Origin of the sequence: Polyangium mundeleinium (assembly GCF_028369105.1) — a bacterium.
Lineage (GTDB): Bacteria > Myxococcota_A > Polyangia > Polyangiales > Polyangiaceae > Polyangium > Polyangium mundeleinium.
Genome location: NZ_JAQNDO010000001.1, coordinates 11,429,581 through 11,455,460, shown reverse-complemented (window position 1 = coordinate 11,455,460; position 25,880 = coordinate 11,429,581). Strand labels below are relative to the sequence as shown.

26 protein-coding genes are annotated in these 25,880 nt (G+C 68.8%); 14 read left to right on the top strand and 12 right to left on the bottom strand.

What is annotated here, in order from left to right:
• Positions 1–468 precede the first annotated feature (468 nt).
• Positions 469–1,482, bottom strand: a complete 1,014-nt coding sequence (gene ppk2, locus POL67_RS45190; RefSeq protein ID WP_271927607.1) for a polyphosphate kinase 2 — start codon at positions 1,480–1,482, stop codon at positions 469–471.
• A 48-nt stretch (positions 1,483–1,530) separates the two neighbouring features.
• Here ppk2 and POL67_RS45185 point away from each other — a divergent pair, with 48 nt between their 5' ends.
• The 3 genes from POL67_RS45185 to POL67_RS45175 all read left to right on the top strand — a co-directional run bounded on the left by POL67_RS45185 (position 1,531) and on the right by POL67_RS45175 (position 6,129).
• Positions 1,531–1,917: a hypothetical protein gene (locus tag POL67_RS45185; protein ID WP_271927606.1), complete on the top strand. Its 387-nt coding sequence runs from the start codon at positions 1,531–1,533 to the stop codon at positions 1,915–1,917.
• 174 nt (positions 1,918–2,091) lie between these two features.
• Positions 2,092–4,242 carry a hybrid sensor histidine kinase/response regulator gene (locus POL67_RS45180; protein ID WP_271927604.1) on the top strand — a complete coding sequence of 717 codons (2,151 nt, stop codon included), beginning with the start codon at positions 2,092–2,094 and terminating at the stop codon, positions 4,240–4,242.
• Between the two features lie 129 nt (positions 4,243–4,371).
• Positions 4,372–6,129, top strand: coding sequence for a C25 family cysteine peptidase (locus tag POL67_RS45175; RefSeq protein WP_271927602.1), 1,758 nt, complete (start codon positions 4,372–4,374; stop codon positions 6,127–6,129).
• 10 nt (positions 6,130–6,139) lie between these two features.
• On the opposite strand, the gene POL67_RS45170 is transcribed toward POL67_RS45175, so the two are convergent.
• Positions 6,140–6,946, bottom strand: a complete 807-nt coding sequence (locus tag POL67_RS45170; protein ID WP_271927601.1) for a hypothetical protein — start codon at positions 6,944–6,946, stop codon at positions 6,140–6,142.
• Between the two features lie 121 nt (positions 6,947–7,067).
• Complete coding sequence (locus POL67_RS45165; RefSeq protein ID WP_271927599.1) at positions 7,068–7,874, bottom strand: CPBP family glutamic-type intramembrane protease; 807 nt, start codon at positions 7,872–7,874, stop codon at positions 7,068–7,070.
• 164 nt (positions 7,875–8,038) lie between these two features.
• On the opposite strand from POL67_RS45165, the gene POL67_RS45160 reads away from it, so the two are divergent.
• Genes POL67_RS45160 through POL67_RS45140 form a run of 5 tightly spaced genes read left to right on the top strand, consistent with a single transcriptional unit; the run spans position 8,039 to position 10,514 of the window.
• Positions 8,039–8,434, top strand: coding sequence for a bactofilin family protein (locus POL67_RS45160; RefSeq protein ID WP_271927598.1), 396 nt, complete (start codon positions 8,039–8,041; stop codon positions 8,432–8,434).
• A 57-nt stretch (positions 8,435–8,491) separates the two neighbouring features.
• Positions 8,492–8,806, top strand: coding sequence for a bactofilin family protein (locus POL67_RS45155; RefSeq protein ID WP_136968794.1), 315 nt, complete (start codon positions 8,492–8,494; stop codon positions 8,804–8,806).
• Between the two features lie 4 nt (positions 8,807–8,810).
• The gene (locus POL67_RS45150) at positions 8,811–9,512 is read left to right on the top strand and encodes a bactofilin family protein (RefSeq protein WP_271927596.1); all 702 of its coding nucleotides are present in this window, start codon (positions 8,811–8,813) and stop codon (positions 9,510–9,512) included.
• On the top strand, positions 9,509–10,069 hold the full coding sequence (gene pyrE / locus POL67_RS45145) for an orotate phosphoribosyltransferase (protein ID WP_271927595.1): 561 nt from the start codon (positions 9,509–9,511) through the stop codon (positions 10,067–10,069). Before POL67_RS45150 ends, pyrE begins: the two co-directional genes overlap by 4 nt.
• Positions 10,070–10,073: 4 nt before the next feature.
• The gene (locus tag POL67_RS45140) at positions 10,074–10,514 is read left to right on the top strand and encodes a hypothetical protein (RefSeq protein ID WP_271927593.1); all 441 of its coding nucleotides are present in this window, start codon (positions 10,074–10,076) and stop codon (positions 10,512–10,514) included.
• Here the strand turns inward: POL67_RS45140 and POL67_RS45135 are convergent.
• The 3 genes from POL67_RS45135 to glyQ are packed head-to-tail and all read right to left on the bottom strand — an operon-like array spanning position 10,489 to position 14,761.
• Positions 10,489–12,426 (bottom strand): tetratricopeptide repeat protein, encoded by a 1,938-nt coding sequence (locus POL67_RS45135; RefSeq protein ID WP_271927591.1) that lies wholly within the window; start codon positions 12,424–12,426, stop codon positions 10,489–10,491. The two genes, POL67_RS45140 and POL67_RS45135, sit on opposite strands and share 26 nt — an antisense overlap.
• Entirely contained in the window at positions 12,423–13,766 is a 1,344-nt protein-coding gene (locus tag POL67_RS45130; RefSeq protein WP_271927589.1) for a hypothetical protein, read from the bottom strand. The genes POL67_RS45135 and POL67_RS45130 overlap by 4 nt, the downstream gene beginning before the upstream one ends.
• Before the next feature lie 50 nt (positions 13,767–13,816).
• Entirely contained in the window at positions 13,817–14,761 is a 945-nt protein-coding gene (glyQ, locus tag POL67_RS45125) for a glycine--tRNA ligase subunit alpha (RefSeq protein ID WP_136930217.1), read from the bottom strand.
• Between the two features lie 313 nt (positions 14,762–15,074).
• Between glyQ and POL67_RS45120 the strand changes: the two genes are divergently transcribed.
• Entirely contained in the window at positions 15,075–15,452 is a 378-nt protein-coding gene (locus POL67_RS45120; protein WP_136930218.1) for a response regulator, read from the top strand.
• Between the two features lie 13 nt (positions 15,453–15,465).
• Here POL67_RS45120 and POL67_RS45115 read toward each other — a convergent pair whose 3' ends face one another.
• Entirely contained in the window at positions 15,466–16,998 is a 1,533-nt protein-coding gene (locus POL67_RS45115) for an acyl-CoA synthetase (protein ID WP_271927586.1), read from the bottom strand.
• A 106-nt stretch (positions 16,999–17,104) separates the two neighbouring features.
• Between POL67_RS45115 and POL67_RS45110 the strand changes: the two genes are divergently transcribed.
• The 5 genes from POL67_RS45110 (at position 17,105) to POL67_RS45090 (ending at position 21,255) form a co-directional block, all read left to right on the top strand.
• Entirely contained in the window at positions 17,105–17,638 is a 534-nt protein-coding gene (locus POL67_RS45110) for a polyhydroxyalkanoate synthesis regulator DNA-binding domain-containing protein (RefSeq protein WP_271927584.1), read from the top strand.
• Between the two features lie 120 nt (positions 17,639–17,758).
• Complete coding sequence (locus tag POL67_RS45105) at positions 17,759–18,016, top strand: hypothetical protein (RefSeq protein ID WP_271927582.1); 258 nt, start codon at positions 17,759–17,761, stop codon at positions 18,014–18,016.
• A gap of 91 nt (positions 18,017–18,107) precedes the next feature.
• Positions 18,108–19,649, top strand: a complete 1,542-nt coding sequence (locus tag POL67_RS45100; protein WP_271927580.1) for an acyl-CoA synthetase — start codon at positions 18,108–18,110, stop codon at positions 19,647–19,649.
• 23 nt (positions 19,650–19,672) lie between these two features.
• Entirely contained in the window at positions 19,673–20,101 is a 429-nt protein-coding gene (locus tag POL67_RS45095; RefSeq protein WP_271927578.1) for a hypothetical protein, read from the top strand.
• A gap of 23 nt (positions 20,102–20,124) precedes the next feature.
• Positions 20,125–21,255, top strand: coding sequence for an alpha/beta fold hydrolase (locus tag POL67_RS45090; protein WP_271927576.1), 1,131 nt, complete (start codon positions 20,125–20,127; stop codon positions 21,253–21,255).
• Between the two features lie 12 nt (positions 21,256–21,267).
• Here POL67_RS45090 and POL67_RS45085 read toward each other — a convergent pair whose 3' ends face one another.
• From POL67_RS45085 to POL67_RS45065, 5 genes are all read right to left on the bottom strand, one after another.
• The gene (locus POL67_RS45085) at positions 21,268–21,798 is read right to left on the bottom strand and encodes a hypothetical protein (protein ID WP_271927574.1); all 531 of its coding nucleotides are present in this window, start codon (positions 21,796–21,798) and stop codon (positions 21,268–21,270) included.
• A gap of 166 nt (positions 21,799–21,964) precedes the next feature.
• Positions 21,965–22,207 (bottom strand): hypothetical protein, encoded by a 243-nt coding sequence (locus POL67_RS45080; protein ID WP_136930226.1) that lies wholly within the window; start codon positions 22,205–22,207, stop codon positions 21,965–21,967.
• Positions 22,208–22,266: 59 nt separating this feature from the next.
• Positions 22,267–23,046: a PP2C family protein-serine/threonine phosphatase gene (locus POL67_RS45075; RefSeq protein ID WP_271927571.1), complete on the bottom strand. Its 780-nt coding sequence runs from the start codon at positions 23,044–23,046 to the stop codon at positions 22,267–22,269.
• 1 nt (position 23,047) lies between these two features.
• Positions 23,048–24,031, bottom strand: a complete 984-nt coding sequence (locus POL67_RS45070; protein WP_271927569.1) for a hypothetical protein — start codon at positions 24,029–24,031, stop codon at positions 23,048–23,050.
• 75 nt (positions 24,032–24,106) lie between these two features.
• The gene (locus POL67_RS45065; RefSeq protein WP_271927568.1) at positions 24,107–25,792 is read right to left on the bottom strand and encodes an RCC1 domain-containing protein; all 1,686 of its coding nucleotides are present in this window, start codon (positions 25,790–25,792) and stop codon (positions 24,107–24,109) included.
• Positions 25,793–25,880 lie beyond the last annotated feature (88 nt).

The following is a 25,880-nucleotide window of genomic DNA, read 5'->3' as shown; positions in this document are numbered from 1 at the left end:
CCTCTGGGCCAGGCACTTCCTGACCTGAATTCGAGGGGTTGACGCTACTCGACCCGCTCGGCCCTTCAACCCTGCAACCACGCGCCGACAACCATGCAGGACCGGAGCGGCCTGCGGGCGCACGCGAGGCGATCACGAGGGCCCGCCCGACCCGCGCATCGGGAGGATCGCGGTGGATCGCGGCTGCGGCGCGGACGGATGCGCGCGCGGACGGCGGACGAACATGTCCACGGGCGCACGCTGCGGCGTCTCGGCTTGCAGCGGACAAAAAGAAAGAGCGCCTACTCGACGGCGGGGGGGGGGACCGGAGCAGGCGCTCGCGTAGAGATAGAGCAAGCATTGGGCCAGGCACCTCCTGACCTGAATTCGAAGGGTTGGCGATCAGGCGGCCCCCGCGGCATCGCATCGGTGAAAATCCCGACGACGAACCTGCAGGGCATGTAGGTGGGGCACCCTACGGACGTTGGTTCAGTCGACCTTGGGCGCCGCGCGGTGGAAGCGCATCACGACGTTCGGGTCGGGGACGAGCGAGACGCCCGCGTCCTGCTTGCCCTGGTACTCGAGGATCGACAGGACGTACCGGATGCTCTCGAGCCGCGCCTTCCGCTTGTTGTTGGCCTGCACGATCATCCACGGGCTGAAGCTCGTGTGCGTCCGGCCAAACATGATCTCCTTGTACCGCGTGTAGCTGTCCCACAGCGCCTCGGCCTTGCCGTCGAGGGGCGAGAGCTTCCATTGCTTGAGCGGGTTCTTGCGCCGCGCCTCGATCCGCGCGCTCTGGATGCCCTTCGAGATCGAGAACCAGAACTTCACGAGCACCACGCCGTCCTCGACGAGCATGTGCTCGAACTCCGGCACTTGGCGCATGAAGCGCTCGTATTGCTCCTGCGTGCAGAACCCGTTGACGGGCTCGACGACGGCGCGGTTGTACCAGCTCCGGTCGAAGAACACGATCTCTCCGCGGTTCGGGAGCTGGCGCATGTACCGCTGGAAATACCATTGCCCCGTCTCCTCGTCCGACGGCTTGGGCAGCGCCACCACGCGCATCGCCCGCGGGTTCAGGTACTCCGTGAAGCGCCGGATCGTGCCGCCTTTGCCTGCCGCGTCACGCCCCTCGAAGAGGACCGCGATCCGCCGGCCCTCCTCCTGCACCCAGCGCTGCATCTTCACGAGCTCGACCTGGAGCTTCTCCAGCTCGTTCTCGTAATCGACGGCCGCCTTGATGCGCCGGACGTCCACGCTCTTCGAGCGCAAGAGCTGGATGAACTCGCGCGACGAGTGCAGGTCGGAGAGCTCTTCGAGCGAAAGGACGGATTCGGGCATGGTCGCGGCCGGCAGGTCGCAGAGCGCCTGCACCACGGGCTCGATTTCGCACGACACCCCGGGCGGATGAATCCGCGCGCCTTCCTGCGGCCTGCGCGTCTCCCGGACGCCCCCATTGCCCTCGTCCCGCCTGGCCCCGCTGCTCGGTTCTAGCGACATGCGCACCTCGTCTTGGTGGTCGTGGTGGCAAATGCTACCCATCGAAAGGTGAGCTGGCGCGTCGTGTTGTTCAATTTCGACGGTCACCCGCCGCCCGACGAGCTCGTGCAGGGCTTTCGGGCCCGGCCCATGGGGTCGCCCGCGTACGTGCGCGCGTCGATTTCGTCCCTGCTTTGCGACGTCGACTGGTCCGATCCGTCCAGGGCTACCTTTGACGAAGGCGAATACACGATGTGGCTCGCCTTGTCCGCCGGCGACGTCGTGGATCGGGTCGAGGTCGAGGTCGCCGGCGGCGGCAACCCCGTGCCCGTGCTCTCGCACCTTTGCCAGGTCAACGGCTGGTTCGCATACGACGTCGGCGAGCGTGTGTTTCTCGATCCAGAAGAGCCACGCGCGAGCGGCTGGGAAGCGCGCTTGCGTCTGCCAAAGCACTGACGCGTTCGTTTGCTGGAACCCCCCCCGCCGAAATGGAGCGCCGCGGCCCGCGCGCCCGCTTGACGCCGCGTCGAAATGCAATGACCCTGAGGGCGGCCGCCATGCCGGAGGAGGACCCACGAGCCCGGATCGCTGGAGCGCGAGATCGAGCATCTGCGACGGGAGAACCAGCGTTTGCTGGACGCGCAACCAGGGGAATCCTCCGTTTCGGACAGAAGCGCCCCGCTGAGCGCGGCGAATCTGCGCCCGATCGCCGAGGCGCTGCCGCACCTCGTATGGATATGGGGTCCGGACGGACCCGAATATTACAATCGTCGATTCGTGGAATATACCGGTCGGACGATCGGGACCGCCCGGAACGTGAGCTGGGTCGAGCACGTTCATCCCGACGACCGCGAGAGGGCGGCGCGCGCGTTCGCGCGCAGCCAGCAGACAGGAGAGATTTACGAATGCGAGGTGCGGGTGCGGGGGGTGAACGGCCAGTATCGCTGGTTCCTCTCGCGCGCCTGGCCCCTGCTCGGCCCGGACGGGCGACCCGCGCAATGGTTCGGCGCGCTCACGGACATCGACGAGCACAAGCGCAACGAGGCGGCCCTCGCGAGCCTCTACGAAGTGGCGGAGCGGGAGCGAAGACGAATGGTGCGGCTCCAGGCGTTCACGGCGAAGCTCTCGGCCGCGCAGACGAACCGCGAGGTGATCGACGCCATCGTGACGGCGGGGTGCGCGGCGTTCGGGGCCTCGCGCGGCGTGTTCGCGAAGGTCGTCGCGGAACAGGGGTTCCTCGAGGTCGTGCGAATGGAGGGCTGGCCCGACGAGATGCGCGCGCTCTGGCTCGGCCGGCGGTTGCCGCTCGTCGAGGAGCTGCCGCTGACCGACGCGGTGCGCGTCGATACGCCGATCTTTTTCCGTGATCGGGCTGCGCTCGAAGCGAGGTACCCCGAATTCGCGCGGCGCGTCCTGGGCACGGAGGCCCTGCTCGTCCTGCCGATCCGCGCGGGCGGAAGCCAGCTCGGGGCGCTCGGGCTCCTGTACGACGCGCCCCCGCATTTCACGGACGACGACGATCGTCGCGAAATGCAAACATTCGCGCGCCTCTCGGGCCAGGCGCTCGAGCGGGGCCAGCTCTTCGACATGGCCAAGGCCGAGATGCGGCGCGCCGAGGAGGCCAACCACGCGAAGGACCTGTTCCTGGGCATGATGAGCCACGAATTGCGCACGCCGCTCACGGCCATCCTCGGCTGGGCGACGATCCTGCGCGGGAGGTCGCCGCCGCCGGAGACGCTGGCCAAGGCGCTGCAGGTGATCGAGCGGAACGCGCGCGCCCAGGCGCAGCTCATCGACGATCTGCTCGACGTGACGAAGATCCTCGCAGGATCGATGCGGATCGAAGTGCAGGACGTCGATCCGAGCGCCGTGATGGAAGCGGCGCTCGACGTGGTGCGGCCCGCGGCGACGGCAAAAGGCGTGGACATCGTCCGGGCGCTCGACGCGGGCGTCCCCCCGCTGCGCGCCGATCCGGCGCGGCTGCAGCAGGTCGTATGGAACCTGCTTTCGAATGCGGTGAAATTCACGCCGGCGGGCGGGCAGATTTTCGTGACGTTGCTGGGCGACGACAGCCACGTCGAGCTCGCCGTGGAGGATACGGGCAAGGGCATTCCGTCCGCGTTTTTGCCGCACATCTTCGAGCCGTTTCGCCAGGCGGACGTGGGCACGACGCGCGCCCATGGCGGCCTCGGGCTCGGGCTCGCGATCGTGCGCCACCTCGTCGAATTGCACGGGGGCGCGATCGAGGTGACGAGCCCCGGCGAAGGCAAAGGCGCGCGTTTCGTGGTCCGGCTGCCGCGAATGCGGGATTCGTTCGTCGTGTCGCCCGGCGCCTCGTCAGCGCTCTATGGCTTCGGGCCGGCGCTGGGTCCGAGCCTCGAAGGTCACCGGATTCTGGTGATCGACGACGAGCCGGACTTGCTCGAACTGCTTGCGTCCTACCTGTCGAGTCGAGGCGCCACGGTCTTCGTGGCCGGCAGCGCCGCCGAGGGGCTCGGGAAAATCAAGGAATCGCGGCCGGATGTGGTCGTGTGCGACATCGGCATGCCGGGGCAGGACGGCTACCATTTCATCGAGGAGCTCCGCAGCTCGTCGCCCGCGGAGGGGAGCACGACGCCGGTCGTCGCGCTCACGGCGTACGCGCGCCCGGAGGACCGGACGCGCGCGCTCTTGCATGGATTCGACACGCACGTGGCGAAGCCGCTCGATCCGGGCGAGCTCGCGGCCGTGATCGAGCGGCTCTCTACTTCAAAGGTGGCGGCGCGATCTCGCGCAAGTTGAGCCCGCCGGGTACGGAGAACGCGTGTCCGTCCTGAAGGCCCACGGGCGCGGCCTCGAACGACGCACGGGAGCGATCGTACCATGACAGGCCCTTCCCGGAAGGCCGGGAGTCCGGGTAGACTGCGCGTGATGCGTGTTCGTCGTTTCGCACGGATCGCCGCGTTCCTCGGGCTCGTGGGCTGCGGCGCGGCCGCCCCGGGGGACCCATCTGCGTTCCCGGGAAAAACCGCCGCGACGAAGGTACGCGCAGACGTGGAGTACGTCGCGATAGGTCCTCGCGTGCTGCTCGAAGGAATCGAGCCGCTGCTCGTGCACCGCGAGGCGCGGGGCCTCCGGGTCGCGCGGGTTTCGCTCGAAGAGATCGCCCGGCCGAACGGCGGCGGCGCGCCGTCGCCGGAGCAGATCGAAGGGGCGATCCGGCAGGTCGCGTCGCATGCGGGGAAACGACTTCGGTTCGTCCTGCTCGTCGGGGACGCGCCGGGGTATGGCGAGTCGCTCGACGGGTCCTCGTTCGTGCCGACGTTTTACCGGACAAAGATCCACTACGAGGACGAGGACATCAGGGAGTATGCGTTCCTGGAGGAGAATCTGGAGGGAGAGGATCGCGGCCTCTTGCGTCATATGGAGGGGAGTTATGCGACGGACTTCCCGTACGCCCTCGCGCACGTCGATGCGCCCGGACAACCGGAGCTCTCGGCGCAGCGAGCGCCCACGGCGCTCGCCGTCGGCCGGGTGCCGGCGCGGACCGCGGACGAGGCGCGCGAATTTGCGAAGAAGGTGGTCGCCTACGAGACGGCACGCCCCGAGCGCGCGTGGCGCCGCAGCATCTCGCTCTTCAGCGCACCGGCGCGGTTTGGCCCGGTCGCCGATCTCCTGATCGAGCGAAGGATGACGCGTGTCCTGGACGAGCAGGTCCCCTACGACTGGGACGTGGACATCGTTTTCCCGAAGGCGGGGTCGCCGTATGCGTATCCTTTCCCGGAGCTTCGCCATCGGCTCGTCGATCGGCTCGACGCGGGCGCGCTGATTGCGGGGTACGTCGGCCACGGGTCGCCGATGTTCCTCGACACCGTCCGCTTCAACGGTGCTCGGTACAGCGTCGGGGACATGATGGACTTGGCGCATGTGCGTATCCCCGACGGCAAGCCCTTTTTCGTGGCGATCACGTGCAGCACGGGGTTTTTTGATCTCGGGAGCGGGCGCCGCTCCATCGCGGAGGCCCTCGTCATGAACCCGGAGGGCGTGATCGCCGCGTTTGCGTCGAGCCGCGTGAGCCACCCGTACCCGAATGCGCTTTATGGCGAGGCGATCGTGCAGACGTTCGTCGAGGAGCGCGCGCCGACGATCGGGGAGGGGCTCGTGACCACGAAGCGGAGAATGCACGAGGGGGAGGTCCCGCTCGCGCCGCTGCTCTTTCAATCGGATCCGGAGGAGCTCGTGGAGGAGCACCTGGGCCTCTACAACCTGCTCGGCGATCCGGCGACGGTGTTGCAATACCCGGCGAGCGCCGTGGTGAAGCTCGCGGGAGGGCCCGCGCCACGCGCGCCGAGCGCCGAGGTGGCGATTTCGGTGGAGGCCTCCGGGATTCCGGCGGGAACGGCCCTTCTCACGGTCGAGACGAAGCGCAGCGTGGTGCGGACGAAGGTCCCGGGCGAGGCCGAGCTGGAGGCGATGCCCGAGGAAAAGGCGTGGGAGGTGCTCCGAAAGACCTATGCCGCGGCCTCGGACAAGGTGATCACGCGCCTCGAAGGAGCCTTGCATGAAGGCCGCGCGGAGTTTCGCGTGAAGCTGCCGGTCGAGGTCGGTGACTACGTGATCAAGGTGTTCGCCGCGGGGAGCGGACAGGCGGCGACGGGGCACGCGCGGATCAAGGTGGAGAAGCCATAAGCGGCGCGGATCATTCCACTTTTACGGTTACCGCCACGTCGCGGTTGTCGATCACGCATTGCTCGGACGTGCAGACCGAGAAGTAAAACTTGCCGGACACCTGCGCGTCGCCGGCATTTTGCGGGACGAACGGCACGCGCATCACGGCGCGGCTCGCCGAGACGCTCACGCCCTCGGTCCGCACGATCGGCGTGGGATACGTGACACCCGCGGGCGCCGCGCCGAGCTTCATCTTGTACGGATATTCTTGATTGCAGTGGAAATCGCCCTTCGGGACGAGCACCACCTCGACAAAGCCCTGCTGCCCGGCCTTGTACCGGCCCGACGATTGCATCCACAGGCTGAAGCTCTGTTCGCCCACCTTTGGGGATACGACCGGCGGCGGCGGAGGCGGCTCGGGCGTGGGCGCTGGGGCGGCGGCGATCGCAGGCGGAAGATCGGGCGTGGCGGCAGGCGTGGGCGCTGCCGCAGGCTCGGGCGCGGCGCTGGGAGCCGCCTTCTTGGCGGCGTCCGCTTGTGCCGGGTCGGCGGCTTTTGCTTTGGGCGCCTCGGGAGCCGGGGCCGCGAGAGCTTTTCCCTCGCTTTCGGGCGCCTTTGCGGCCGGGGCCGCTGGCGTGGGCTTTTCGGGCGCGGCGGAGGCCTCCTTCGCCTCGGGCTTGGCTTCCGGCTCGATCGTCGCGCGGTCGGGCTCCGCGGTGGGCTCGGCGCCACCTTCCTTGCAGCCCGCGGCGAGGAAACAAGCCGCCGCGGCGAGCGCCCCCTGCACAACAAAACCACGCACGTGCGTCGCCTGTATCGAGCCGCCCGAGAGAGCCATACCATTCGAGGTATCCGATCCCGCCGCTCCCGTAAAGCCTCCGGCTCGGATACAACTCGCACGATTACGACGTCCGTCGCCGCTCCGCGCTGCCCGTGTCGCATTACGTTGGAAAACGTCTCTACGCGTCCGCTTTTTCGACCGCCCTCGCCGGAAGTTTCTTCCACGCCGCGATCGCCATTCCCACGGCGACGGCCGCAGCCACGAGCGCGACCCCACCCCGCGCGCGCGGTCCGTCTCCGAGCAGCCCGCTCTTCCACGTCACGTCGAGGAGCCCGCCGCGCAGCCCCACGCCCGCGAACAGGAGGAAGCCCGCGTGCGCCGCGACCGACGCCCACGCGACCCCGGTGCGCGCCCAGAGCACCGCGAAGAGCGCGCCCTGCGCGGCCGTGAGCACGAGCGCCTCCCACGACGCACCCGGCACGAGCGCGAGCGCGGCGACACCGGCGAGCACCGCGTACCCGATCCCGAAGCGCGGACCAAGCCCCGCGCGCGTCGCGACCACGAGGGGCAAACCGCGGTAGAGCAGCTCGTCCCGCGTCGCCACGGCCGCCGCGCGCAGCAGGGCAAACCCCAGCGAGCTCGACGGGCTGCCCGCGCTCACCGTGGCAAACCCCGCGAGCACGGCCACGAGGAGCGGCACGGCCACGAGCACGAGCGCGACGCCGAGGCCGAGCCCGATCCCGCGGAACGCGCGCGCTCGTGGCTCCTTGCCGGTGCTCGGATCCGGGTCCCATCGCACGCCCACGCGGTACGTCCCGAGGTCCACGATGATCGCGCCGACGAGCGCAGCGACGAGCGGATTGCGGCCGACGACGACCTCGGCGAGGCGCACGGCCGCCGCGGTGCCGAGCAGCCACGCGGAGCCCTTGGCGATCTCGCGCAAGGTCGTGGTGGGTGCGTCGAGCCGTACGGTCGCGGAAGGCACGGGCCGCATGGTGGCATGTTTCCGCGAGGGACGCTTCGCTTGCCGCGGAGCGCACGGCCCCGACAGACAGGCGTTGCGGGCCGGATCGCCTTGGAGTAGCTTGCGCGCGCTTTCCGCCCCGCGCGTGTTTCGCCGTGGCGGACGCGAACGTGGAGAAGAGGTCCATGGTCCGAGCGCCAGCGATGCAAGAGAACGATCTCGATACGAGCGGCTCCGTGCTCGGGCGCGGCACGCGCGTGCGTGGCCGCGTCGTGGGCGAGGGAGATCTGCGCGTGGAGGGCCACGTCGAGGGCGGCGTGAGCCTCACGGGCGAGCTCTTGATCGAAGAAGGCGCCGAGGTTAACGGCGACGTCGAGGCCACGGTCGTGACGATCGCCGGCACCTTGACCGGCGACGTCTCGGCGCGTGGCCCCGTGGCGATCCGCGCGTCGGCGAAGGTCTCGGGCAACCTTGGCGGGACCGAGGTGAGCCTCGACGAAGGCGCCGAGTTTGCGGGGCGGATCGAGGCAGATTTCGAGCTGCCGGCCGAGCTCACGGGTGGCCGCGCCGGCGGTCGGTAAAAGTTTTTCCGAGGAACACGAACGTGCTGCGGCGCGCGCGGCGAGGGAGCGTGGAAGGTGGCGGGTACGATCATCGGCAGCGGCATCACGATCGAGGGTGAGATCACCTCCGACGAGGAGGTGGTCGTGGCCGGCACGGTGCGCGGCAAGTTGAGCGTCGACGGCGGTGTGACCGTCGAGGGAGGCGCGGTCGTCGAAGCGGACGTCGCGGCTTCGTCGCTCTCGGTCGGCGGCAACGTGACGGGCAACGTGAGCGCCTCGGATCGCGTCGATCTGCTCACCGGCGGACGCCTCGTCGGCGACGTCAAGGCGGCGCGGCTGACCATCGCGGACGGTGCCTCGTTCAAGGGCAACGTCGACATGGACGTGTAAGCCGATGACGACCCCCTCGACCATCGGCCGCGGGACCACGATCCGCGGCTCCATCCGCGGCGACGGGGACCTCGACCTCCACGGCTTCGTGGAGGGAAGCGTCACCGTCCAGGGCGAGCTCCTCATCGGCGAGACGGCGCTCGTCAAGAGCGACGTCTCCGGCCGCCGCATCATCGTCCGCGGCGCCATCGCGGGCAACGTGTCGGCGACCGAGCTCGTCGTGCTCGAGCCCGGCGCGCGCGTCGTCGGCGACATCGGCGCGCCGCAGATCGGCATCCGGCCCGGCGCGCTCGTGCGAGGCAACGTCTCGACCGGCGCCCCGCTGCCCGTCCGCGCCCCGCAGCCCGCCGCGGCCGCGCCTGCACAGGCGGCCCCGCGTGGTCGTGCGGCCACGCCGGCCCCTGCCGCCGCGCCTGCGCGCCCCGCGCCGGCCCCGGCCCGCGCGCCTGCGCCTGCGGCCCGCCCTGCGCCTGCGCCTGCGGCCCGTCCTGCGCCTGCGCCTCGGCCTGCCCCGGCGCGCCCTGCGCCTGCGCCTGCGCCCGTTGCGCCGCCTCCTGCGCCTGCGGCCGAGCCTGAGCTCGCGGCGGGCGAGGAAGCGCCGGAGAGCGCGCCTGCCGAACATTCGGGCGGCCCCCCGCCCCCGGTCGTGCCTGCGGTGCCCAAGGGTGCCAAGGCGCAGATCAGGCGCGGCAAGGGCGCGAAGTGAGCAAAACCGAGCGGGAGCGGCTCGTCGAGCTGCTCCGCGAACGATCGTTTGAACGTAAACGAGTCGTGCTCGCCTCCGGGCGCGAGAGCGACTTTTTCATCGACTGCAAGCAGACGGCCTTGACCGCCGAGGGGCACTTCCTCCTCGGCGCGCTCATGTTCGACGCGCTCGACGGCCTGCCGCGATGCGACGCGGTCGCGGGCGTGGAGCTCGGCGGCTGCCCGCTCGCGAGCGCCGTCTCGCTGACGAGCTTCGTCCGCGGAAGGCCGCTCCCTGCGCTGTACGTGCGCAAGGAGGCGAAGGACCACGGCTCGAAGCGGCTCATCGAGGGGGACCGCGCGCTCGTGCCGGGGATGTCGGTCGTGATGCTGGAGGACGTGATCACGACGGGCGGGTCGACGCTGAAGGCCGTCGACAAGATCACGGCGGCGGGCGCGCGCGTGGTGGGCGTGGTGGCGATCGTGGATCGGCTGGAAGGTGGGGCCGAGGCGATCCGCGCGGCGGGGTTGCCGGTGGTCTCGATCTGCACGCGGCGGGATTTCATTCCCGACGCGTGACCGCGTGGACGCCCTCGCGGAGGGCGCGGTCACGTTCGTGGAGGGCGCGGACCCGTTCGCGGAGCGCGTGGACCCGTTCGCGAAGGGTGCGGACCCGTTCGCGAAGGGTGCGGACACGTTCGCGAAGGGCGCGGACCCGTTCGCGAAGCGCGTGGACCCGTTCGCGAAGGGTGCGGACACGTTCGCGGAGGGCGCGGACCCGTTCGCGGAGCGCGTGGACCCGTTCGCGAAGGGTGCGGACCCGTTCGCGGAGGGCGTGGACCCGTTCGCGGAGGGCGCGGTCACGTTCGCGGAGGGCGTGGACCCGTTCGCGGAGGGCGTGGACCCGTTCGCGGAGGGCGTGGACCCGTTCGCCGAGGGCGCGGTCACGTTCGCGGAGGGGGCGGACACGTTCGCGAAGGGCGTCGTCGCCCTGCGTGTTAGGGCAGCGGAAGGGCTGCGATGAGGTCGTCGCGCCCGATGCTGGACCAGGCGGCGCGGGCGGCGTCGAGATGGTGCTGGCGGAGGGCTTCGGTGGGGGCGAGGGCGGCGAGGTGCGCGTGGGTCCAGCCGATGGAGAAGGGCTCGGCGATGCGCTGGTACAGCCGGAGGGCCTGCTCGAACCGGGCGCGCGCCGTGTCGTCCTCGGCATCTGCGCGCGCGATGTCGCCGAGGCGCTTGATGCAGTTGGCCTCTCCGAGGACGTCGCCGACTTTTCGAAAGAGCGGCAGGGCTTCCTCGTAGCGGGCGCGGGCGGTGTCGTGATCGGAGCGATGGCGCGCGATGTCGCCGAGGCTCTGAATGCAGTTGGCCTCGCCGACAACGTTGCCTACGTTTCGGTGGAGGGGGAGTGCCTCTTCGTAGCGAGCACGGGCTGTGTCGTAATCGGCGCGATGGAGTGCGATGTCGCCGAGGCTCCTGATGGAGTTGGCCTCGCCGAGTACGTCGCCTGTATTTCTATAGAGGGGGAGCGCCTCTTCGTGCCGAGCGTGGGCGGTGTCGTGCTCGGAGCGGTAGAGCGCGATGTCACCAAGGCGCTGGATGCAGTTGGCCTCGCCGAGAACGTCGCTGACGTTTCGGTAGAGGAGGAGCGCCTCTTGGTACCGAGCGCGGGCAGTGTCGTGATCGGAGCGTTGGAGCGCGATGTCACCAAGGCGCTTGATGCAGTTGGCTTCGCCGAGAACGTCGCCGACGTTTCGGTAGAGGAGGAGCGCCTCTTGGTACCGAGCGCGGGCAGTGTCGTGATCGGAGCGTTGGAGTGCGATGTGGCCGAGGCCCTTGATGCAGTTGGCCTCGCCGAGGACGGCGCCGACCTTTCGATAAAGCTGTAGGGCCTCTTCGTAGCGAGCGCGGGCGGTGTCGTGATCGGAGCGAAGGAGCGCGATGTCGCCGAGGCCCCTGATGCAGTTGGCCTCGCCAAGGAGCCAGCCGACCTTTCGAAACAGCGGGCGGGCCTCCTCATAGCGGGAGCAGGCGGTGTCGTGATCGGAGCGTCGGAGCGCGATGTCGGCGAGGCCCTTGATGCAGCTGGCCTCGCCGAGGACGGAGCCGACCTTTCGACAAAGCTGTAGGGCCTGTTCGTAGCGAGCGCGTGCGGCGTCGTGATCGGAGCGTCGGTACGCGCACTGCCCCAACCAGAACAACCCCTCCGCACGCTCCTCGTCCTGCCCCGCGGCCGTGAACGCCTCGACCGTCCGCGAAAGCTCCTCGTCCGCCTCCGCGTACCGGTACGCCCGCACGAGCGCGTTCCCCAGCCGAAGCCGCAACCGCGCCGCCTCGAGCGCCGAATGCCCCGTCCTCCGTTCGAGCACTCCCTGCAAGATCCCCGATAACCTCTCCACCTCCGCCGCGGCGTCCGGATCCGGGGGCTCGTACGGCAACATCCTCGCCGGCGGTTCGCTCGCAGGCCCTTCCTCGGCCCGCACGCTGATCTCGAACGTCCGCCAGCTCGTCAAGTCTGGCGCGCTCGCCGAGAGCGACGTGAACACCTCGCCGAACCCCAGGATCACGAGCGGCCCAGGGATGACTCCCGGCAAGAGATCGCGCGCAAGGTTGAAGCTCGCCAGCGCCGGTGAGACCCGGTCGCCCATCGCGTGCTGCTCGAGCCCCATCAGCACCACCACGTGCCGCTGGTCGAGATTCAGCCGGAGCTCCTGGAGCCGCTCGAACGGCCACTCCGACGCCCGGAGCACCACCTCCACGAGCGTGGGAAACTCCCCCTGCCCCGACCATTCCCGCATCCGCCCGAGCAGCTCGTCCCGCACCGCCGTCGACGAGACCCGCACGAAGATCAGAGAAAACGAATCACTCCACGCGATGGCCCGGTAAAACGCGTCCGCCCGCCCATCCGCGTCGATATCGAGCGCAAGGCGGATCATGTCCCCGCGTCACGGAACGCCCGCGTCCGCTTCGCGAACGGATGGACATCGAACCACGTGTCGCCATTGTATTCGAGGACGATGAGCTCATGAAGCAGGAGTTGCCTCAGGTCGTCGTCGAAGTTCTCCGGGAACGAGCCCGTCCGCACGACGTGATGCAGGCTGCGCAGATACCCTTTCCCCTGGAGAAACCGCTCCATTCCCCCCACGTACTCCTTCACGGCCGCGTCCACGTCGGCCTGCGTGAGCCTGAGCTCCGGCTTCATGAGCGCCGCCTGCGCCACGATCTTCAGCAGATCCCGCAAACAGCCGCCGGATTCGGCGATCGCGTGGCGACGAGCCGCCTTGTCCGCGAATACCACGTCGAAGTCGATGCGGCGCGCGAGGAGCCGCTCCAGCGCCGCCACGCCTGCCTCGTTCGGCTGGTCCGTTCCTCGATTGCGGATCGCGATCATGGGCAGCACGACGTCGCCGGGGCTACGGAAGGCTTGTCGGAGCCGTCCCTGCGTGAAATGCAGCGACACCGGCACGGTCACGATGAGGTGCACCGCGACCTCCTGGATGAGCGGGAGCTGCTCCAGGAAAAACAGGTCGTGCGTCGTGCGCTTCGTCCCGTCCGGGAGCGGCAGCCGCTCCATCCGTTCGAGGTTGTCCGCGATGATGACCACGTCATCCGTGCCGTGGTTCGCGAGCGGCGGCCGGAGCGCCTGCAACAACTCGTTCAGCCCCTCCACGAGGGACATGATGTGCTTGTGGCTCACCCCGCGGAAGCGCTCGGGGACGGTCGGCGACTTCAAGACGCCGAGTTTTACCTTGGCGTTTCCGACGGGGACCTCTGCCTCCAGGGTGATCCCGATCTCGTTGAACCACGCCGTGAGATCCTTCCAGATCTTCTTCGCGGTCGCCGAAGTGCTCACGAGCTTGCCGAGCAGCGGATCATCGAGGATGGCCGTGAAGATGGCCGTGATGAAGTCCGGGAGCTGCACATCGCGGGCGTTCAGGTAGTCCTGCACGTCGATGACGAGCGGATGATATTCGACGTTGTCCTTATTATTTTTCTTGAGCTCGCCCGCGAGCCAGTGGAGCTCGGTCGACTTCCCGCTCCCGGGATGACCGCTGAGGAGCTGGACTTGATAGTCCCCGGGGAGCGCGCCGCGGATGCACTCCTCCATGCGACGGATACGATCTCCGCCGCGCACGCTCGACAGGTCTTCCCGCAACTCGCGCAGATCATTCCCTGCGAGTTCGATGCGAGGATTGCACGCAGCCCGGACATCCCGCGCCGTCCGCGCCGGCAACTTCAGCTGTTCCGAGAGGACGATCCGGGGGTTGACAGCCATACGCCGCCACTCTGCCCCAACCGCCCTCCGGCTGCCAACCTCCGCGCTTGCTACTCCGCCGCTTCGGCCACCTTCGGCATCAGCGGGTACCCGAGCGCTTCCCTCTGCGCCAGATAGCTCTCCGCCACGAGCCTCGCGAGTGCGCGCACGCGACCGATGAACCTCTGCCGCTCCGTGACGCTGATCGCGCCGCGCGCGTCGAGCACGTTGAACCGGTGCGCAGCCTTCACCACGAAGTCGTACGCGGGCAACACGAGCGCCTTCTTCGGGTCGGGCTTTGCGCCCTTCGCCGTCGCGTCCACGCCGCGGAAGAGCAGCCGCTTCACCTCGGACTCGCACTTGTCGAAGGCCGCGAAGTGCTCCTCCACATCGGCCTCCTCGAAGTTGTAGGTTGACCACTCCCACTCGGCGCGCTGGTAGAGCTCGCCGTAGCGCACCACGTGCCCGCCGGCGCGCGAGTAGTCGAGGTCGTACATGCTGTCCTTGTCCTGCAGGTACATCGCGATGCGCTCGAGCCCGTACGTCAGCTCGCCCGAGATCGGCTTGCAGTCGATGCCGCCGATCTGCTGGAAGTAGGTGAACTGCGAGATCTCCTGCCCGTCGAGCCACACCTGCCAGCCGAGGCCCCAGGCGCCGAGCGTCGGCGACTCCCAGTCGTCCTCGATGAAGCGCACGTCGTGCTGCAGCGGGTCCGTGCCGAGCGCGCGGAGCGACTCCAGGTAGAGCTCCTGGATGTTCAGCGGGCTCGGCTTCAGGATCACCTGGAACTGGTGGAACTGCTGCGCGCGGTTCGGGTTCTCGCCGTAGCGGCCGTCCGACGGCCGCCGCGAGGGCTCCACGAAGGCCACGTTCCACGGCTCCGGTCCGAGCGCGCGGAGGAACGTCGCAGGGTTGTACGTGCCTGCGCCGACCTCGGAGTTGTAGGGCTGCACGATGAGACAGCCGCGCTCGGCCCAGAAGCGCTGGAGCGTCAGGATGATGTCTTGGAACGTCATGGCGACGGGCAAGCCATACCCCAGGCCCGAGCGCTCGTCGACGCCGTCCTCGTGCCTCTGAGGGGCGCCCGCCGGTCCGATGCCGCACGTTGAACAAACCGCCCGTTCTGGAAAACGCCCTTGACGCCCCAGCGGAGGAGCGATACCCGCAATGACCAGGCGCCATACAACTGACGCCCGTTAAGTAAGCCACCTCGGGGTCGGAGGGGCGTAACGGTTCTCGGTGGTTCGGCCCGAACAAGGCCGCGCTCGTCGGCACGGCGCGGTGAGCTTGGTCGGGTGCGCCGAGGAACGCGCACGGAAGGACGGTCCGATGCCGCGCATCCTGATCATCGACGACGACGCGGCCTTCGGCGCAAGCGCTGTGCGCACCCTGGAGAGCGCGGGGTTTTCGGCACGGTTTCACCGGGGTCCCTTCGGCAGTTTGCAGGCCATTCGCGAGACGGTCTGCGACGTCGTGCTGCTCGACGTCAACATGCCGAAGCTCGACGGCCCCCTGCTCGTCCGCATGATCCGCGACGCCTTTGGCCGCGGCGCGGTGAAGGTGCTGCTCTGCAGCAACATGGAGCCCGGGCCGCTCGAGCGCCTCGCGAAGGTGATGGGCGTGCACGGCGCGGTCCCCAAGCACCTGCCCGAAGCGCACCTCGTCGATCAAGTGCGCGCCGCGCTCCCGCCGCGCGCCACCGCCTGATCACGCGCGGCGCTCAGCCGTGTCGTTGTTCCAGCGCCTTCTTGTCGATCTTGCCCGCGCCCGTGCGCGGCAGCGCATCCGCGAACACGACCGACTGCGGGACCTTGTACTTCGCGAGCCGCGCGCGGCAGTGCGCGAGGATCGACTCCGCGTCGGGCGACGCGCCCGCGGCGAGCACCACGATCGCCCGGCCCACCTGGCCCCATTTTTCGTGCGGCACGCCGATGAGCGCCACCTCCGCGACCGACGGGTGCGCCGCGAGCACCGCCTCGATCTCGGCCGGATACACGTTTTCGCCCCCGGAAATCAGGAGATCCTTGCTGCGGCCCGCGATGTAGAAATGCCCCTCGTCGTCGCAGCGCGCGAGATCTCCCGTCCGTAACCAGGCGTCGACCACCACCTTCGCCGTCTCCTCGGGCCGGCCCCAGTAGCCGCCGAAGACGTGCGGACCGCGCACCTCGAGCTCGCCTACCTCGCCCGGACGCACCGGCTCACGCGCCGCATCGACGACCCGCGCCTCCACGAAAAACAGCGGCGCGCCCACGGATCCCACCTTGCGACGCACGTCCGCGGGCGGCAGCCAGAAATTGTTCGGCCCCGCCTCGGTCAGCCCGTAGCCCGTCTTCAGGTCGATCCCTCGCTCCCAGTACGTGTGGAAGAGCGGCTCCGGGCACGGCGCACCCCCGCTGATGCAGATGCGCAAGCTCCGGAGCTCGCCCTCGGCGAACCGGCGATGCTGCGACAACGAGAGGAACATCGTTGGAACACCAAAGAACACCGTCACGCCTTGATCCCGCACGCCCGTGTACACCTCGTCCGGATCGAAGGCGCGACAGACCACGGACGTGCCGCCCGCGAGCACGAGCGGCGCCGTGAAGACGTTGAGCCCGCCCGTGTGGAAGAGCGGCGCGTTGAGCAGCGCCACGTCCGAGGACGACAGACCCCAGCTCGAGATCGTGTTCACCGCGTTCGCGGTGATCGACCGGTACGTCAGCATCGCGGCCTTCGGCGTGCCCGTCGTCCCGCCCGTCCCGCAGAGCACCCAGGGTTCGTCCCAGCCGATTTGCAACGCCGGCGGCGGCCTGTCCGCGGCCGCGTCGCGTTCGCCGAGATCCACGTCGTCCCCGCGCGCCCGCGACGCGCCGTGCGTCGCCACGAACATGCGCGGGACGAAGCTCGCCTCGCGCCGCAGCGCCTCGCTCGTGGCGGCGAACTCGGGCCCGTACACGAGCACCTCGGGTGTCGTCGCGGCGAGGTACTGACCGAGCTCACTGGGCGTCAGCCGGTAGTTCAGCGGCGTGAAGATCGCGCCGAGCTTGCCGCAGGCGAACCAGAGATCGAGCATCACGACGTCGTTCATCGCGAGCGCCGCGACCCGGTCGCCGCGCCGCACCCCGAGCCTCTCCCGGAGGAAATGCGCCGTGCGGTTCGCCGTGCGATCCCAGGCTCGGTACGTCACGGCCCGCCCGCCTGCTCCATTGTCGAGCAGCGCTACCTTGTCCGGGGTTAACGCCGCGCGTCGTCCGAGCCAGTCGCCGAGATGCATGGCGCCCTGCGTAGCAAAGCCGCGTGCGCGCTGGAATGGCTCGCGTGCATTGCTGCGTCGCAACAAGCGATTGCGATCTGGACGATCGGGGTGTACGACCGTCCGCATGGTCGTGAAGAAGTACGGCAACCGGAGGCTGTACGACACCGAGGCGAGTCGTTACGTCACGCTCGAAGAGGTGGAAGCGCGCGTCCGGCGTGGCGACGATGTGGAGGTCGTCGACGCGAAGACGGGCCGCGACCTGACGCAGGCGACGCTCGCGCAGATCATCCTGGAGAGCCGCGGCGCCGCGCGCCTCTTGCCGGTGCCGCTCCTGCGCCAGCTCATCCGCATGGGCGACGACGCGCTGGCCGAGTTCTTCGAGCGCACCGTGATCTGGGCGCTCGACATCTACTTGCTCGCGAAGAAGGGCGCGCGTGTCTTTCCGATCGGCCCCCTCGGCGCGCTCCCTTTCCTCAACGCGATGCTCGGCGGCGGCAAGAGCACGCCGTGGTCCTCGCCGCGGGATCCCGAGCCCGAGGAGCAGGTCGCTCCGCCCGACACGAACGAACGCGACGAGCAGGCCGAGGAGATCGCCGCGCTCCGCCGCGAGCTCGACGAGCTCAAGCGTATCGTCTCCAAGAAGCGCCGCGAGTCTTGAGCGTTGTTGCAGTGCAACAAAGGCCGCTTGACACGGCAAAAGGCGGGGTTTAGGTTCGGCTCCCAACGGACGGGATTGGCCTGAAATGCAGGGCGATCCTGCAAGGGTGAGGAGCACGAGATGAGCGAACAAGTGGATTCGCAGGTGCAGCAAACCCGTGAAGTCCTCCCGGGACGGAGCGCGCACGCGGACTTGTTCGAGGGGCTCGACGCGCTGGAGACGGCGGGCGCGGCGCAGATCGGGCTGGTGCTGCGGGGCATGGCGCGCATCGGCCAGGCGTCGCTCCTCTACGGCGCGCGTATCGCCGCGGAATGGCAGCGGATGGCGCGCGAAGCAACGGAGCGCGCGGGCGACACGTTCGGCGCGCCCTTCCTTTGAGCGGCCTTCCAAGCCACGTCGAGCTCGCGTAAGCTCGGCTCTGTCCGGGCGAAACACCAAAAGCACGCGCCGGCGAGCGGAGAACAAGAGCATGTACATCGGGGACTGGATGGAGCGCGGTGAGCGGTATTTCCCGGAATCGCTCGCCGTCGTCGACGTGGCCAAGGGGGACGCGGGCCGCTTTTCGTATCGCGAAATGAACCGCCGCGCGAATCGGCTCGCCGGCTTCCTGCGGGACGAGGCCGCGGTCGCGAAGGGCGATCGCGTCGGAATCCTCGCGATGAACGGCGTCGAGTTCCTCGACGCGTTTTTCGCGTGCGCCAAGCTCGGCGCGGTGCTCGTGCCGTTCAATTGGCGCAGCCATCCGCGTGAAATCGCCGAGCTCGTCTACCAGACCGAGCCGAAGGTCATGCTCTTCGGCGACGATTTCCGCGCCGGGATCGGCGAGATCGCGGGCCTCTCCGCGTGCGCGTCCGTCAAGACGTGGCTGCACCTCGACGGCGAGGGGATCGCGGGGAGCCGCCCGTATGGGGAGACGGTGCAGGCGCGCGAGGCGCGGCCCGTGAAAAATGACGCGGTGGAGGCCGAGGACATCGTTTGCCTGCTCTTCACGGGCGGCACGACGGGCCTGCCGAAAGGCGCGAAGATTTCCTACCGGATGATCGCGTGGAACACGCTGAACACGGTGGTCCACGAGCTCTCGCGCGGGGACGTGACGCTCACGCACACGCCGATGTTCCACACGGGCGCGCTCTTCGTCTACACGTTGCCCCTGCTCACGCTGGGCGGGACGGTGGTCATCATGCGCAAATGGACCGCCGACGACATGCTCTCGCTCATCGAGCGCGAGAAGGCGACGGTGCTCTTCTGCGTGCCGACGCAATACCAGATGATGATGCAATCGCCGCGGTTCGAATCGGCGAAGCTATCGTCCTTGCGCTTCCTGACGAGCGGCGGCGCGCCTTTGCCCGTGCCGCTCATCCGCGCGTACCGGGAAAAACACGGCGTCGTCTTCAAGCAGGGGTTCGGGATGACCGAGTTCGGCCCGGGGATCTTCTCGATGGACCCCGAATATGCCGAGGCGAAGGCCGGCAGCATCGGCAAGCCGAATTATTTCATCGACGCGCGGATCGTCGACGACGACAACCGCCCCTTGCCCGTGGGCGAGGTCGGCGAGCTCGTGCTGAAGGGACCGAGCGCGTGTTCGGGGTATTTCAACAATCCCGAGGCCTCGGCGGCGTCCGTGGACGCGGGGGGCTGGTTCCACACGGGCGACATGGCGCGCGTCGACGAGGACGGGTTTTATTACATCGCCGACCGCAAGAAGGACATGTTCATCTCGGGCGGCGAGAACGTGTACCCCGCCGAGATCGAAAAGGTCCTTTACGAGCACCCGGCCGTGGCGCAGGTCGCGGTCATCGGCGTTCCCGACGAGAAATGGGGCGAGGTCGGCCGGGCGATCGTGATCACGAAGCCCGGAGAGAGCACGACCGAGGAGGCGATCCTGGCCCATTGCCGTGACCACCTCGCGAAATACAAGGTGCCGAAATCGGTCATTTTCGTGGAAGCGATGCCCATTTCGGCGGCCGGCAAGATTTTGAAGAGAGAGCTGAAAGAGAAGTACGCGCGGTGAGCGCGCGAGAGGGAGAGGATGCCGTGGCGAAAAAGGAACCCAAGCTCTTGACCCGCGTGGTCAAGGGCCTCGGGCATTGGCTCGGGCCGGAGACGCCGACGGGCAAGGCGTTCGTCGCCGCCGAGAAGGGCATGACCAAGGCGTTCGATCGCCTCGGTGGCAGCGAGCGGTACCTGAACCTCGTGGGCGGCGCCTTGAATCGCGCCCTGCGCGCCCGCGCCGCGTACGTCGAGGCCCAGGAGAACTGGCTCCACCTCTTCCGCCTGCCCACCACGACGGAGATGGACGATCTGCGCGAAGAGGTGCGCGACGTCAGGAACCAGATCGAGGCGCTCTCGTACCAGCTCGAAGCCGTGATCGAGGCGCTCGAAAAGAGCCGTGCCCTGGCGCAAGGGGGCGAGGCTCCGCGGACGAACACGAACGGCAGCGCGGCGACCGGTCGCCCCTCCTGACGAGGAGAAGGACGGAACAAGCCATGACGACGCAATCGACCACCCAGCGCCTCCGCGCCTTCGTGGAGGGACAGATCGAGCTCTCGCGCGAGATCCTGCACGCCGCGCAGAAGGGCTCGATGAGCCCGTACCACTACGTAAAACCGTTCATCCTCCGCGCCGCGGACGTCGGCGAGCCCCCGCTCGCCCCGACCCCGCACAAGGTGGTCTACACGAACGGCAAGATGCGCCTGCTCCGCTTCGAGCCCACCGTGCGCAAGCACGCGACGCCGATCCTCTTCGTCTACTCGCTCATCAACCGGTATTACATCCTCGACTTCCTGCCCGGCCGTAGCCTCATCGAATTCATGGTCGGCCAGGGCTTCGACGTCTACGCGATCGACTGGGGCACGCCCGGCTCGGCCGAGCGGCGGATGGGCTGGGACAACGTCCTCAACGTGCTCGTCAAGAACGCCGTGAAGTGGGCGCTGCGCCTCAGCGGCGCGAAGGACCTCACGATGTACGGCTACTGCATGGGCGGCACGATGGCGCTCGCTTATGCGGCGCTGCACCCGCAGGGGCTCCGCAATTTCGTGGCGCAGGCGACGCCGGTCGATTTCCACGAGGGCGGCGTCTTCGCCGCATGGACGAAGCCGAACCGCTTCGACGTGGACGCGCTCGTCGACGCCTACGGCAACGTGCCGATCGAGCTCATGGAGACGGGCTTCTCGTCGATGGCGCCCGTCCAGCGCATGACGAAATGGCTCGAGGTCTTCCGCCGGATCGACGACCCCGACTTCGTCACCACGTTCCTCGGCATGGAGCACTGGGCCTCGGACAACGTGCAGTTCCCCGGCGAGATCTACCGGCAATACATCAAGGATTGCTACCAGTACAACAACTTCTGCAACGGCCGCATGAAGGTCGCCGGGCAGACCGTGGACCTCTCGACGATCAAGGTCCCGCTGCTCAACATCATCGCCGACAACGACACGATTGCGCCCCCGAAATCGAGCGAGATCCTGAACACGATCGTGAGCTCCACCGACAAGGAGATCATGCGCTTCCCCGTCGGTCACATCGGTTTGTCGACGTCGAGCAAAGGCCCGAAGCAGATCTGGCCGAAGGTCGCCGGGTGGATCGCGAAGCGCTCCGATCCGTGGACGGAGACCTGATCTTCGCTTCGATCAGAGGTTCGGCGGCGGGGCGTGGAACTGGAACTGGCCCGGCCGCGGGACCGGGGGGGTTTCGCCGAGGCGAGGCGGGTAGGGCGCGAGGGGCTCGAGCTCCGCGAGGAGCGAGTCGACGAACGGGTCGGGCCCCTGCTGCTCTCGGATGCGACGCAGCGCCGGCAGGTTGTGCGCGCAGACCGGGAAGGTGCCCCAGGGGCAGCTCTTGCACGGGTCGTCAAGGCGTTTGGCGCGGAGGCGTAATGCCGCCGTGCCGAGGCCGAGGGTCGTCACGACGAGCGCGGCGCGGATGGCCCAACCCAAAAGGGTGTTCGGCAGGAGCCAGGCGGCGCCGATGACGAGGCCAAAGCCCACGCCGAGGACGAATCGCGCGGGGATCTTGTACCAGCGGCGCTGGATGAAGGGCTGAAAGAAGGTCGGCACGGCGCAGCCGAGGGCCGCCATGGCGACCTTGAAAGCGGTCGCCACGTCGTGCGTAGGTGAAACGAAGAAAAGGGCGATGAGCGCGACCGCGATGCCGGGGTACATGCAGGCACAGCCCAGGCACAAGGGCACGCCAAACGGGCGGACGAGGTGATGATCGTGCCGCCCGCAGGTCGGATGATGAGCGAAGGAAGGATAACGGCCGAGTTCGCTCAGCGCGAACGCAGCCGGAGGCACCCCCGCGAGCTCGAGCCTACGCGGGGATGAGCGATCAGCCACGCTTGAAGACCAGCACGGCACAGCGCTTCGGGCAGAACGGGCCGAACGCGCTCCGGACGTCCATGAACACCTTGTCGAGCACGAAGCCCTGCGCCGCCATCTGGTTCGACAGATCGGCGATCTTGCTGTGCTCGATGGTGCCGCCGCAGCCGGCATCGATCGTCAAGACCTGGAACGAAGCGCCGCCCGCCTGCGCACCAGCGTAGCCACCACCATAACCGGGATTCTGTTGCACGACCGGATCCTTTCCTGAAAGGAGACCAGGGGCACGCTACGTCCGAGACGGGGCGCAAGTCAACACCCTCGCGCGACGATCAGCGCCACGTCGTCCGCGCCGAACCGTTCGTCCGTCCGGTTTGTTCCTGGCGGGGTCTGCGTCCCCCAGAGGAGCCTCCGGCACGTCCCCTCCACGTCGTCCCCTCCTTCCTGGAGGAGTTCCGCGATACGGGGCTCGCCGACCTGCTCCCAGAGGCCGTCGGTGCAAAGGAGAAACCGATCACCCGGACAAACCTCGACCTCCGTGAGGTCGACCTCCACGGTCTCCGTGGTCCCAAGGCTGCGCATGAGGATGTTGTCGAGCGGCAGCTCGTCCTCTTTCATGTCACCGTGCTTCGCCCGCACCTCCGGGTTCGCCTGCAAGTAACCGCGGAGGGTATGGTCCTCGGTGAGGCGCCGGAGCGCGCCTTCCCGATAGAGGTAGACCCGGCTGTCGCCGACGTGCGCGACGTGGGCAATCTGGCCTTCGTGCGGGAGATAGAGGAGCGCGACCGTCGTGCCCATGCAGCCGAGCCACCGGTTCGTGATGTTTCGGCGGTAGAGCTCTCGGTTGGCGGCGTCGATGGCCGCGCGAATGCGATCGGGCGCGGGGCCTTCGCCCGGCGCGACGAGGAGGTCGGTCGTGAGGGAGACGGTGAAGCCGGAGGCGACGTCCCCCGACCCATGTCCGCCCATCCCGTCCGCCACGACGCACACGTGGCCGGAAGGCCCGCTCAGGATGCGGAAGGCATCGTCGTTCTCGAACCGCACCCCGCGCTGCGTGACGCCGAAGGCCCGCACCCCGCGCCCGATCGTCATGTCACTTCGGCGGCTCGAGCGGCGCGCACGTGGAGACGCCCGCCCCGACGATCCGGAAGCCGATGTTGGTCATGTACGCATTGTCGATGGTGTTCGTCGCGGGGTCGTATTTCGTCACGTTCGAATTGCTGAGGCCCGCGGCGGCATAGAGGTAAAACGAACCGCCCCAGAACGAGAACGCCCACGCCGAGGGCGTCTCCAGGCCCGTGATCGCCTTGGTGTTCGTCACGGCGCCCGTCACCCTGTCGATCTGGCCGACCTGCACCGGGGTCGTCGTGTAATACCCGAAGAGCCGGCCGTCGCCCGTGCCCGTGAGCTCGGCGCTCTGGCCCTTGAACGTGCTGGGGGAGAAGTTCGCGATCGTCTCCACGCCGAACGAGAGCGGGTTGATCTTCCCGAGGCCGGGGCTATCTCCTGCGCCGATCGTGCCCGTGCCCGTGATGTAGAGCGTCTCGCCCATCCCGCCGTCGTTCGTGGAAAAACCCATTCCGAGGCGGAACCAGTTCGAGATGAGGTTCACCGTGGGCGCCGGGTCGCAGCTCGCGTCCTTCGTGCTCACCTTGTAGATCACGCCGTTCGTATCGTCCCCCAAGAACGGGTCGGACTCGACGTAGTTCACCCACGCGACCGCGTTCCGGTCGACGGCCATCGAGTTCGGCTGCATCGTGGTCTGGCAGCCGAGCTGGCCGATCTTCGTGAACTTCTTCGCCGGCGGATCGAAGCTGTAGAGATCGTTCGCGTCGGAGAGCACGTAAATCAGCTTGGCCGCGTCGCTGCAATCGTCGCCGGGCCCGAACCCGCCGCTGCCGCCCGAGCCCGGGATGAAGCCGCCGCCGCTGCCCCCCTGGTTCCCCGCGCCCTGGCCCGAGCCTCCTTCGCCCGAGCTTCCACCCTCATTGTCGAATTTACTGCCGCCACTCGTCGCGCTGCAGCCGAGGGCAAGACTGATCGCAAGCAAACTCAAGCAAACACCGAAGAGCTTCATGTCGCTCACCTCCGAGCCGGGGGGCAGTATATACGAGCGCGCCGTCCGCGAGAGGCGCGGGTGGTCATAAAATCGTCACCAGGTCACGGGCGTGGGGGCGCCCCGATCCGTGGTCGTGCCGTCGCCGACCTCGCCGGCGCCATTTCCGCCCCAGCATCGCACCGCGCCGCCGTCGAGCATCACGCACGTGTGCGCGCCGCCCGCGGAGAGAGCGCGCACGCCCGCGAGGCCGGGCACGGGGACGGGAGGAAGTCGCGCCTCGGTGCTGCCGTCGCCGAGCTGGCCATGATCGTTCTTGCCCCAGCACGTCACCGCCCCGCCCTCCGTCCGCGCGCAGCCATGCTCGGCGCCGAGCGCGATCGCCTTCGCGCCGGCCACGCCTTTGACGGCCACCGATTCCGCCCGCGCGTCCGTCGTGCCGTCGCCGAGCTGCCCCGCCGTATTGTCGCCCCAGCAGCGCACGGCCCCGTCTTCGAGCAGCGCGCAACCAAACGCGGCGCCGAGCCCGATCGCGATCGCCCCCTCGATCCCCTTGACGGAGACGAGGCGCGGCGTGGGGCGCGGGCTGGGTCGGGGTTTGGCGGGGGACGACGGCGGTCGAACACGGCCGAGCTCGCCGCTCTCGTCCTCGCCCCAGCAGGCGACCTGGCCGCCGGGCCCGAGCGCGCAGGCGTGGCGGCCGCCGAGCGCGATTTTCGTGGCGCCGAAGAGGCCCGCGACGGCCGAAGGCGCGCCGCCGCCCGGAGACGCAGGCAGAGGCGAAGGGACCTCGCTCGCCGGGGGTTTGCCTGCGGGTCCCGGAGGTTTCGCGCCGAGCTGCCCGCGGTCGCCGCGTCCCCAGCAGACGACCTTGCCGCCGCCCACGATCGCGCAGGTGTGCGCCGCGCCCGCCGCGATCGCAGTGGCGCCCGCGAGGCCGAGGACTTGGGTCGGCGGGCGAGGCCCTTCGGTCGTGCCGTCGCCGATCTGGCCGAATGCATTGTGACCCCAGCAAAGCGCCGTCCCGTCGGCCCGACGCGCGCAGGCGTGCGCGCCCCCGAGCGCGAGCTCGACCGCGCCCACGACGCCCGGGACCGGCGGCGCTCCATACGCGCCGCGCCGCACGCCCGCCGCGCCGAAGCAACGCGCCGACCCATCCTCGAAGAGCGCGCAGGTATGCGCCCCGCCGGCCGCGATTTGCCGGATCCCCACGCACGCCTTTCCCGCGCAGATCGGGCGTCCCTCGGGGCAGGCCGCTTTCTCCCACGCGCCCTCGGCGCTACACGTCGCGACCGCGTTCCCCTCGCAGCGCTCGGCCTCCGGCAAGCAGGCGCCGCACGCGCCTTTGCCGTTGCACACGCCGTTTTCGCCGCACGACTCGCCGATCGGGCCCGGCTCGTGCACGCCCGCGCCTTCCTTGCAGAGCGCCATCGTGCACTCGTTGCCGTCGTCGGCCGGGACGTCGACCTCGTCGTCGATCTCCATCACGTGGCCATTGCCGTCGCATACCTGCATGCGGCAATCGCCCGCTTTTTGTTCGCGCACCACCGTGTTCTGCGCCGCCGCGACCATCGCGCACTGCTGCTCGAAGCAGGTGGACACGACACACGGATCGTCCGAGGGCGGGCAGTCCATCGCGTGGAAACACGGGATCGGCTGCGTCGGGCTCTCCGCGACCCGGAGCCCACATCCCGAGGCGTGAAACAACCCTCCGACGAGCGCAAGCGCGGCCGCGCGCGCGAGGGCGCCCGGCAGAGAGGAATTTTGCGCTCGGGCCCACATGGTAGCCGCGACTCTATCGAAGTCGGGCCCTTCGTCGCAAGGCGGTTCGCCCTCGGCGAGCGGCGGCGCTTGGCACTCGAAGGGCGTT

Coding starts and splice junctions, on each gene's coding strand:
- ppk2 (WP_271927607.1), bottom strand. CDS start 1,482: ATGTCGCTAGAACCGAGCAGCGGGGCCAGGCGGGACGAGGGCAATGGG.
- POL67_RS45175 (WP_271927602.1), top strand. CDS start 4,372: ATGCGTGTTCGTCGTTTCGCACGGATCGCCGCGTTCCTCGGGCTCGTG.
- POL67_RS45170 (WP_271927601.1), bottom strand. CDS start 6,946: ATGGCTCTCTCGGGCGGCTCGATACAGGCGACGCACGTGCGTGGTTTT.
- POL67_RS45160 (WP_271927598.1), top strand. CDS start 8,039: ATGGTCCGAGCGCCAGCGATGCAAGAGAACGATCTCGATACGAGCGGC.
- POL67_RS45150 (WP_271927596.1), top strand. CDS start 8,811: ATGACGACCCCCTCGACCATCGGCCGCGGGACCACGATCCGCGGCTCC.
- POL67_RS45135 (WP_271927591.1), bottom strand. CDS start 12,426: ATGATCCGCCTTGCGCTCGATATCGACGCGGATGGGCGGGCGGACGCG.
- POL67_RS45130 (WP_271927589.1), bottom strand. CDS start 13,766: ATGGCTGTCAACCCCCGGATCGTCCTCTCGGAACAGCTGAAGTTGCCG.
- glyQ (WP_136930217.1), bottom strand. CDS start 14,761: ATGACGTTCCAAGACATCATCCTGACGCTCCAGCGCTTCTGGGCCGAG.
- POL67_RS45120 (WP_136930218.1), top strand. CDS start 15,075: ATGCCGCGCATCCTGATCATCGACGACGACGCGGCCTTCGGCGCAAGC.
- POL67_RS45115 (WP_271927586.1), bottom strand. CDS start 16,998: ATGCATCTCGGCGACTGGCTCGGACGACGCGCGGCGTTAACCCCGGAC.
- POL67_RS45110 (WP_271927584.1), top strand. CDS start 17,105: ATGGTCGTGAAGAAGTACGGCAACCGGAGGCTGTACGACACCGAGGCG.
- POL67_RS45105 (WP_271927582.1), top strand. CDS start 17,759: ATGAGCGAACAAGTGGATTCGCAGGTGCAGCAAACCCGTGAAGTCCTC.
- POL67_RS45100 (WP_271927580.1), top strand. CDS start 18,108: ATGTACATCGGGGACTGGATGGAGCGCGGTGAGCGGTATTTCCCGGAA.
- POL67_RS45090 (WP_271927576.1), top strand. CDS start 20,125: ATGACGACGCAATCGACCACCCAGCGCCTCCGCGCCTTCGTGGAGGGA.
- POL67_RS45085 (WP_271927574.1), bottom strand. CDS start 21,798: ATGTACCCCGGCATCGCGGTCGCGCTCATCGCCCTTTTCTTCGTTTCA.
- POL67_RS45075 (WP_271927571.1), bottom strand. CDS start 23,046: ATGACGATCGGGCGCGGGGTGCGGGCCTTCGGCGTCACGCAGCGCGGG.
- POL67_RS45070 (WP_271927569.1), bottom strand. CDS start 24,031: ATGAAGCTCTTCGGTGTTTGCTTGAGTTTGCTTGCGATCAGTCTTGCC.
- POL67_RS45065 (WP_271927568.1), bottom strand. CDS start 25,792: ATGTGGGCCCGAGCGCAAAATTCCTCTCTGCCGGGCGCCCTCGCGCGC.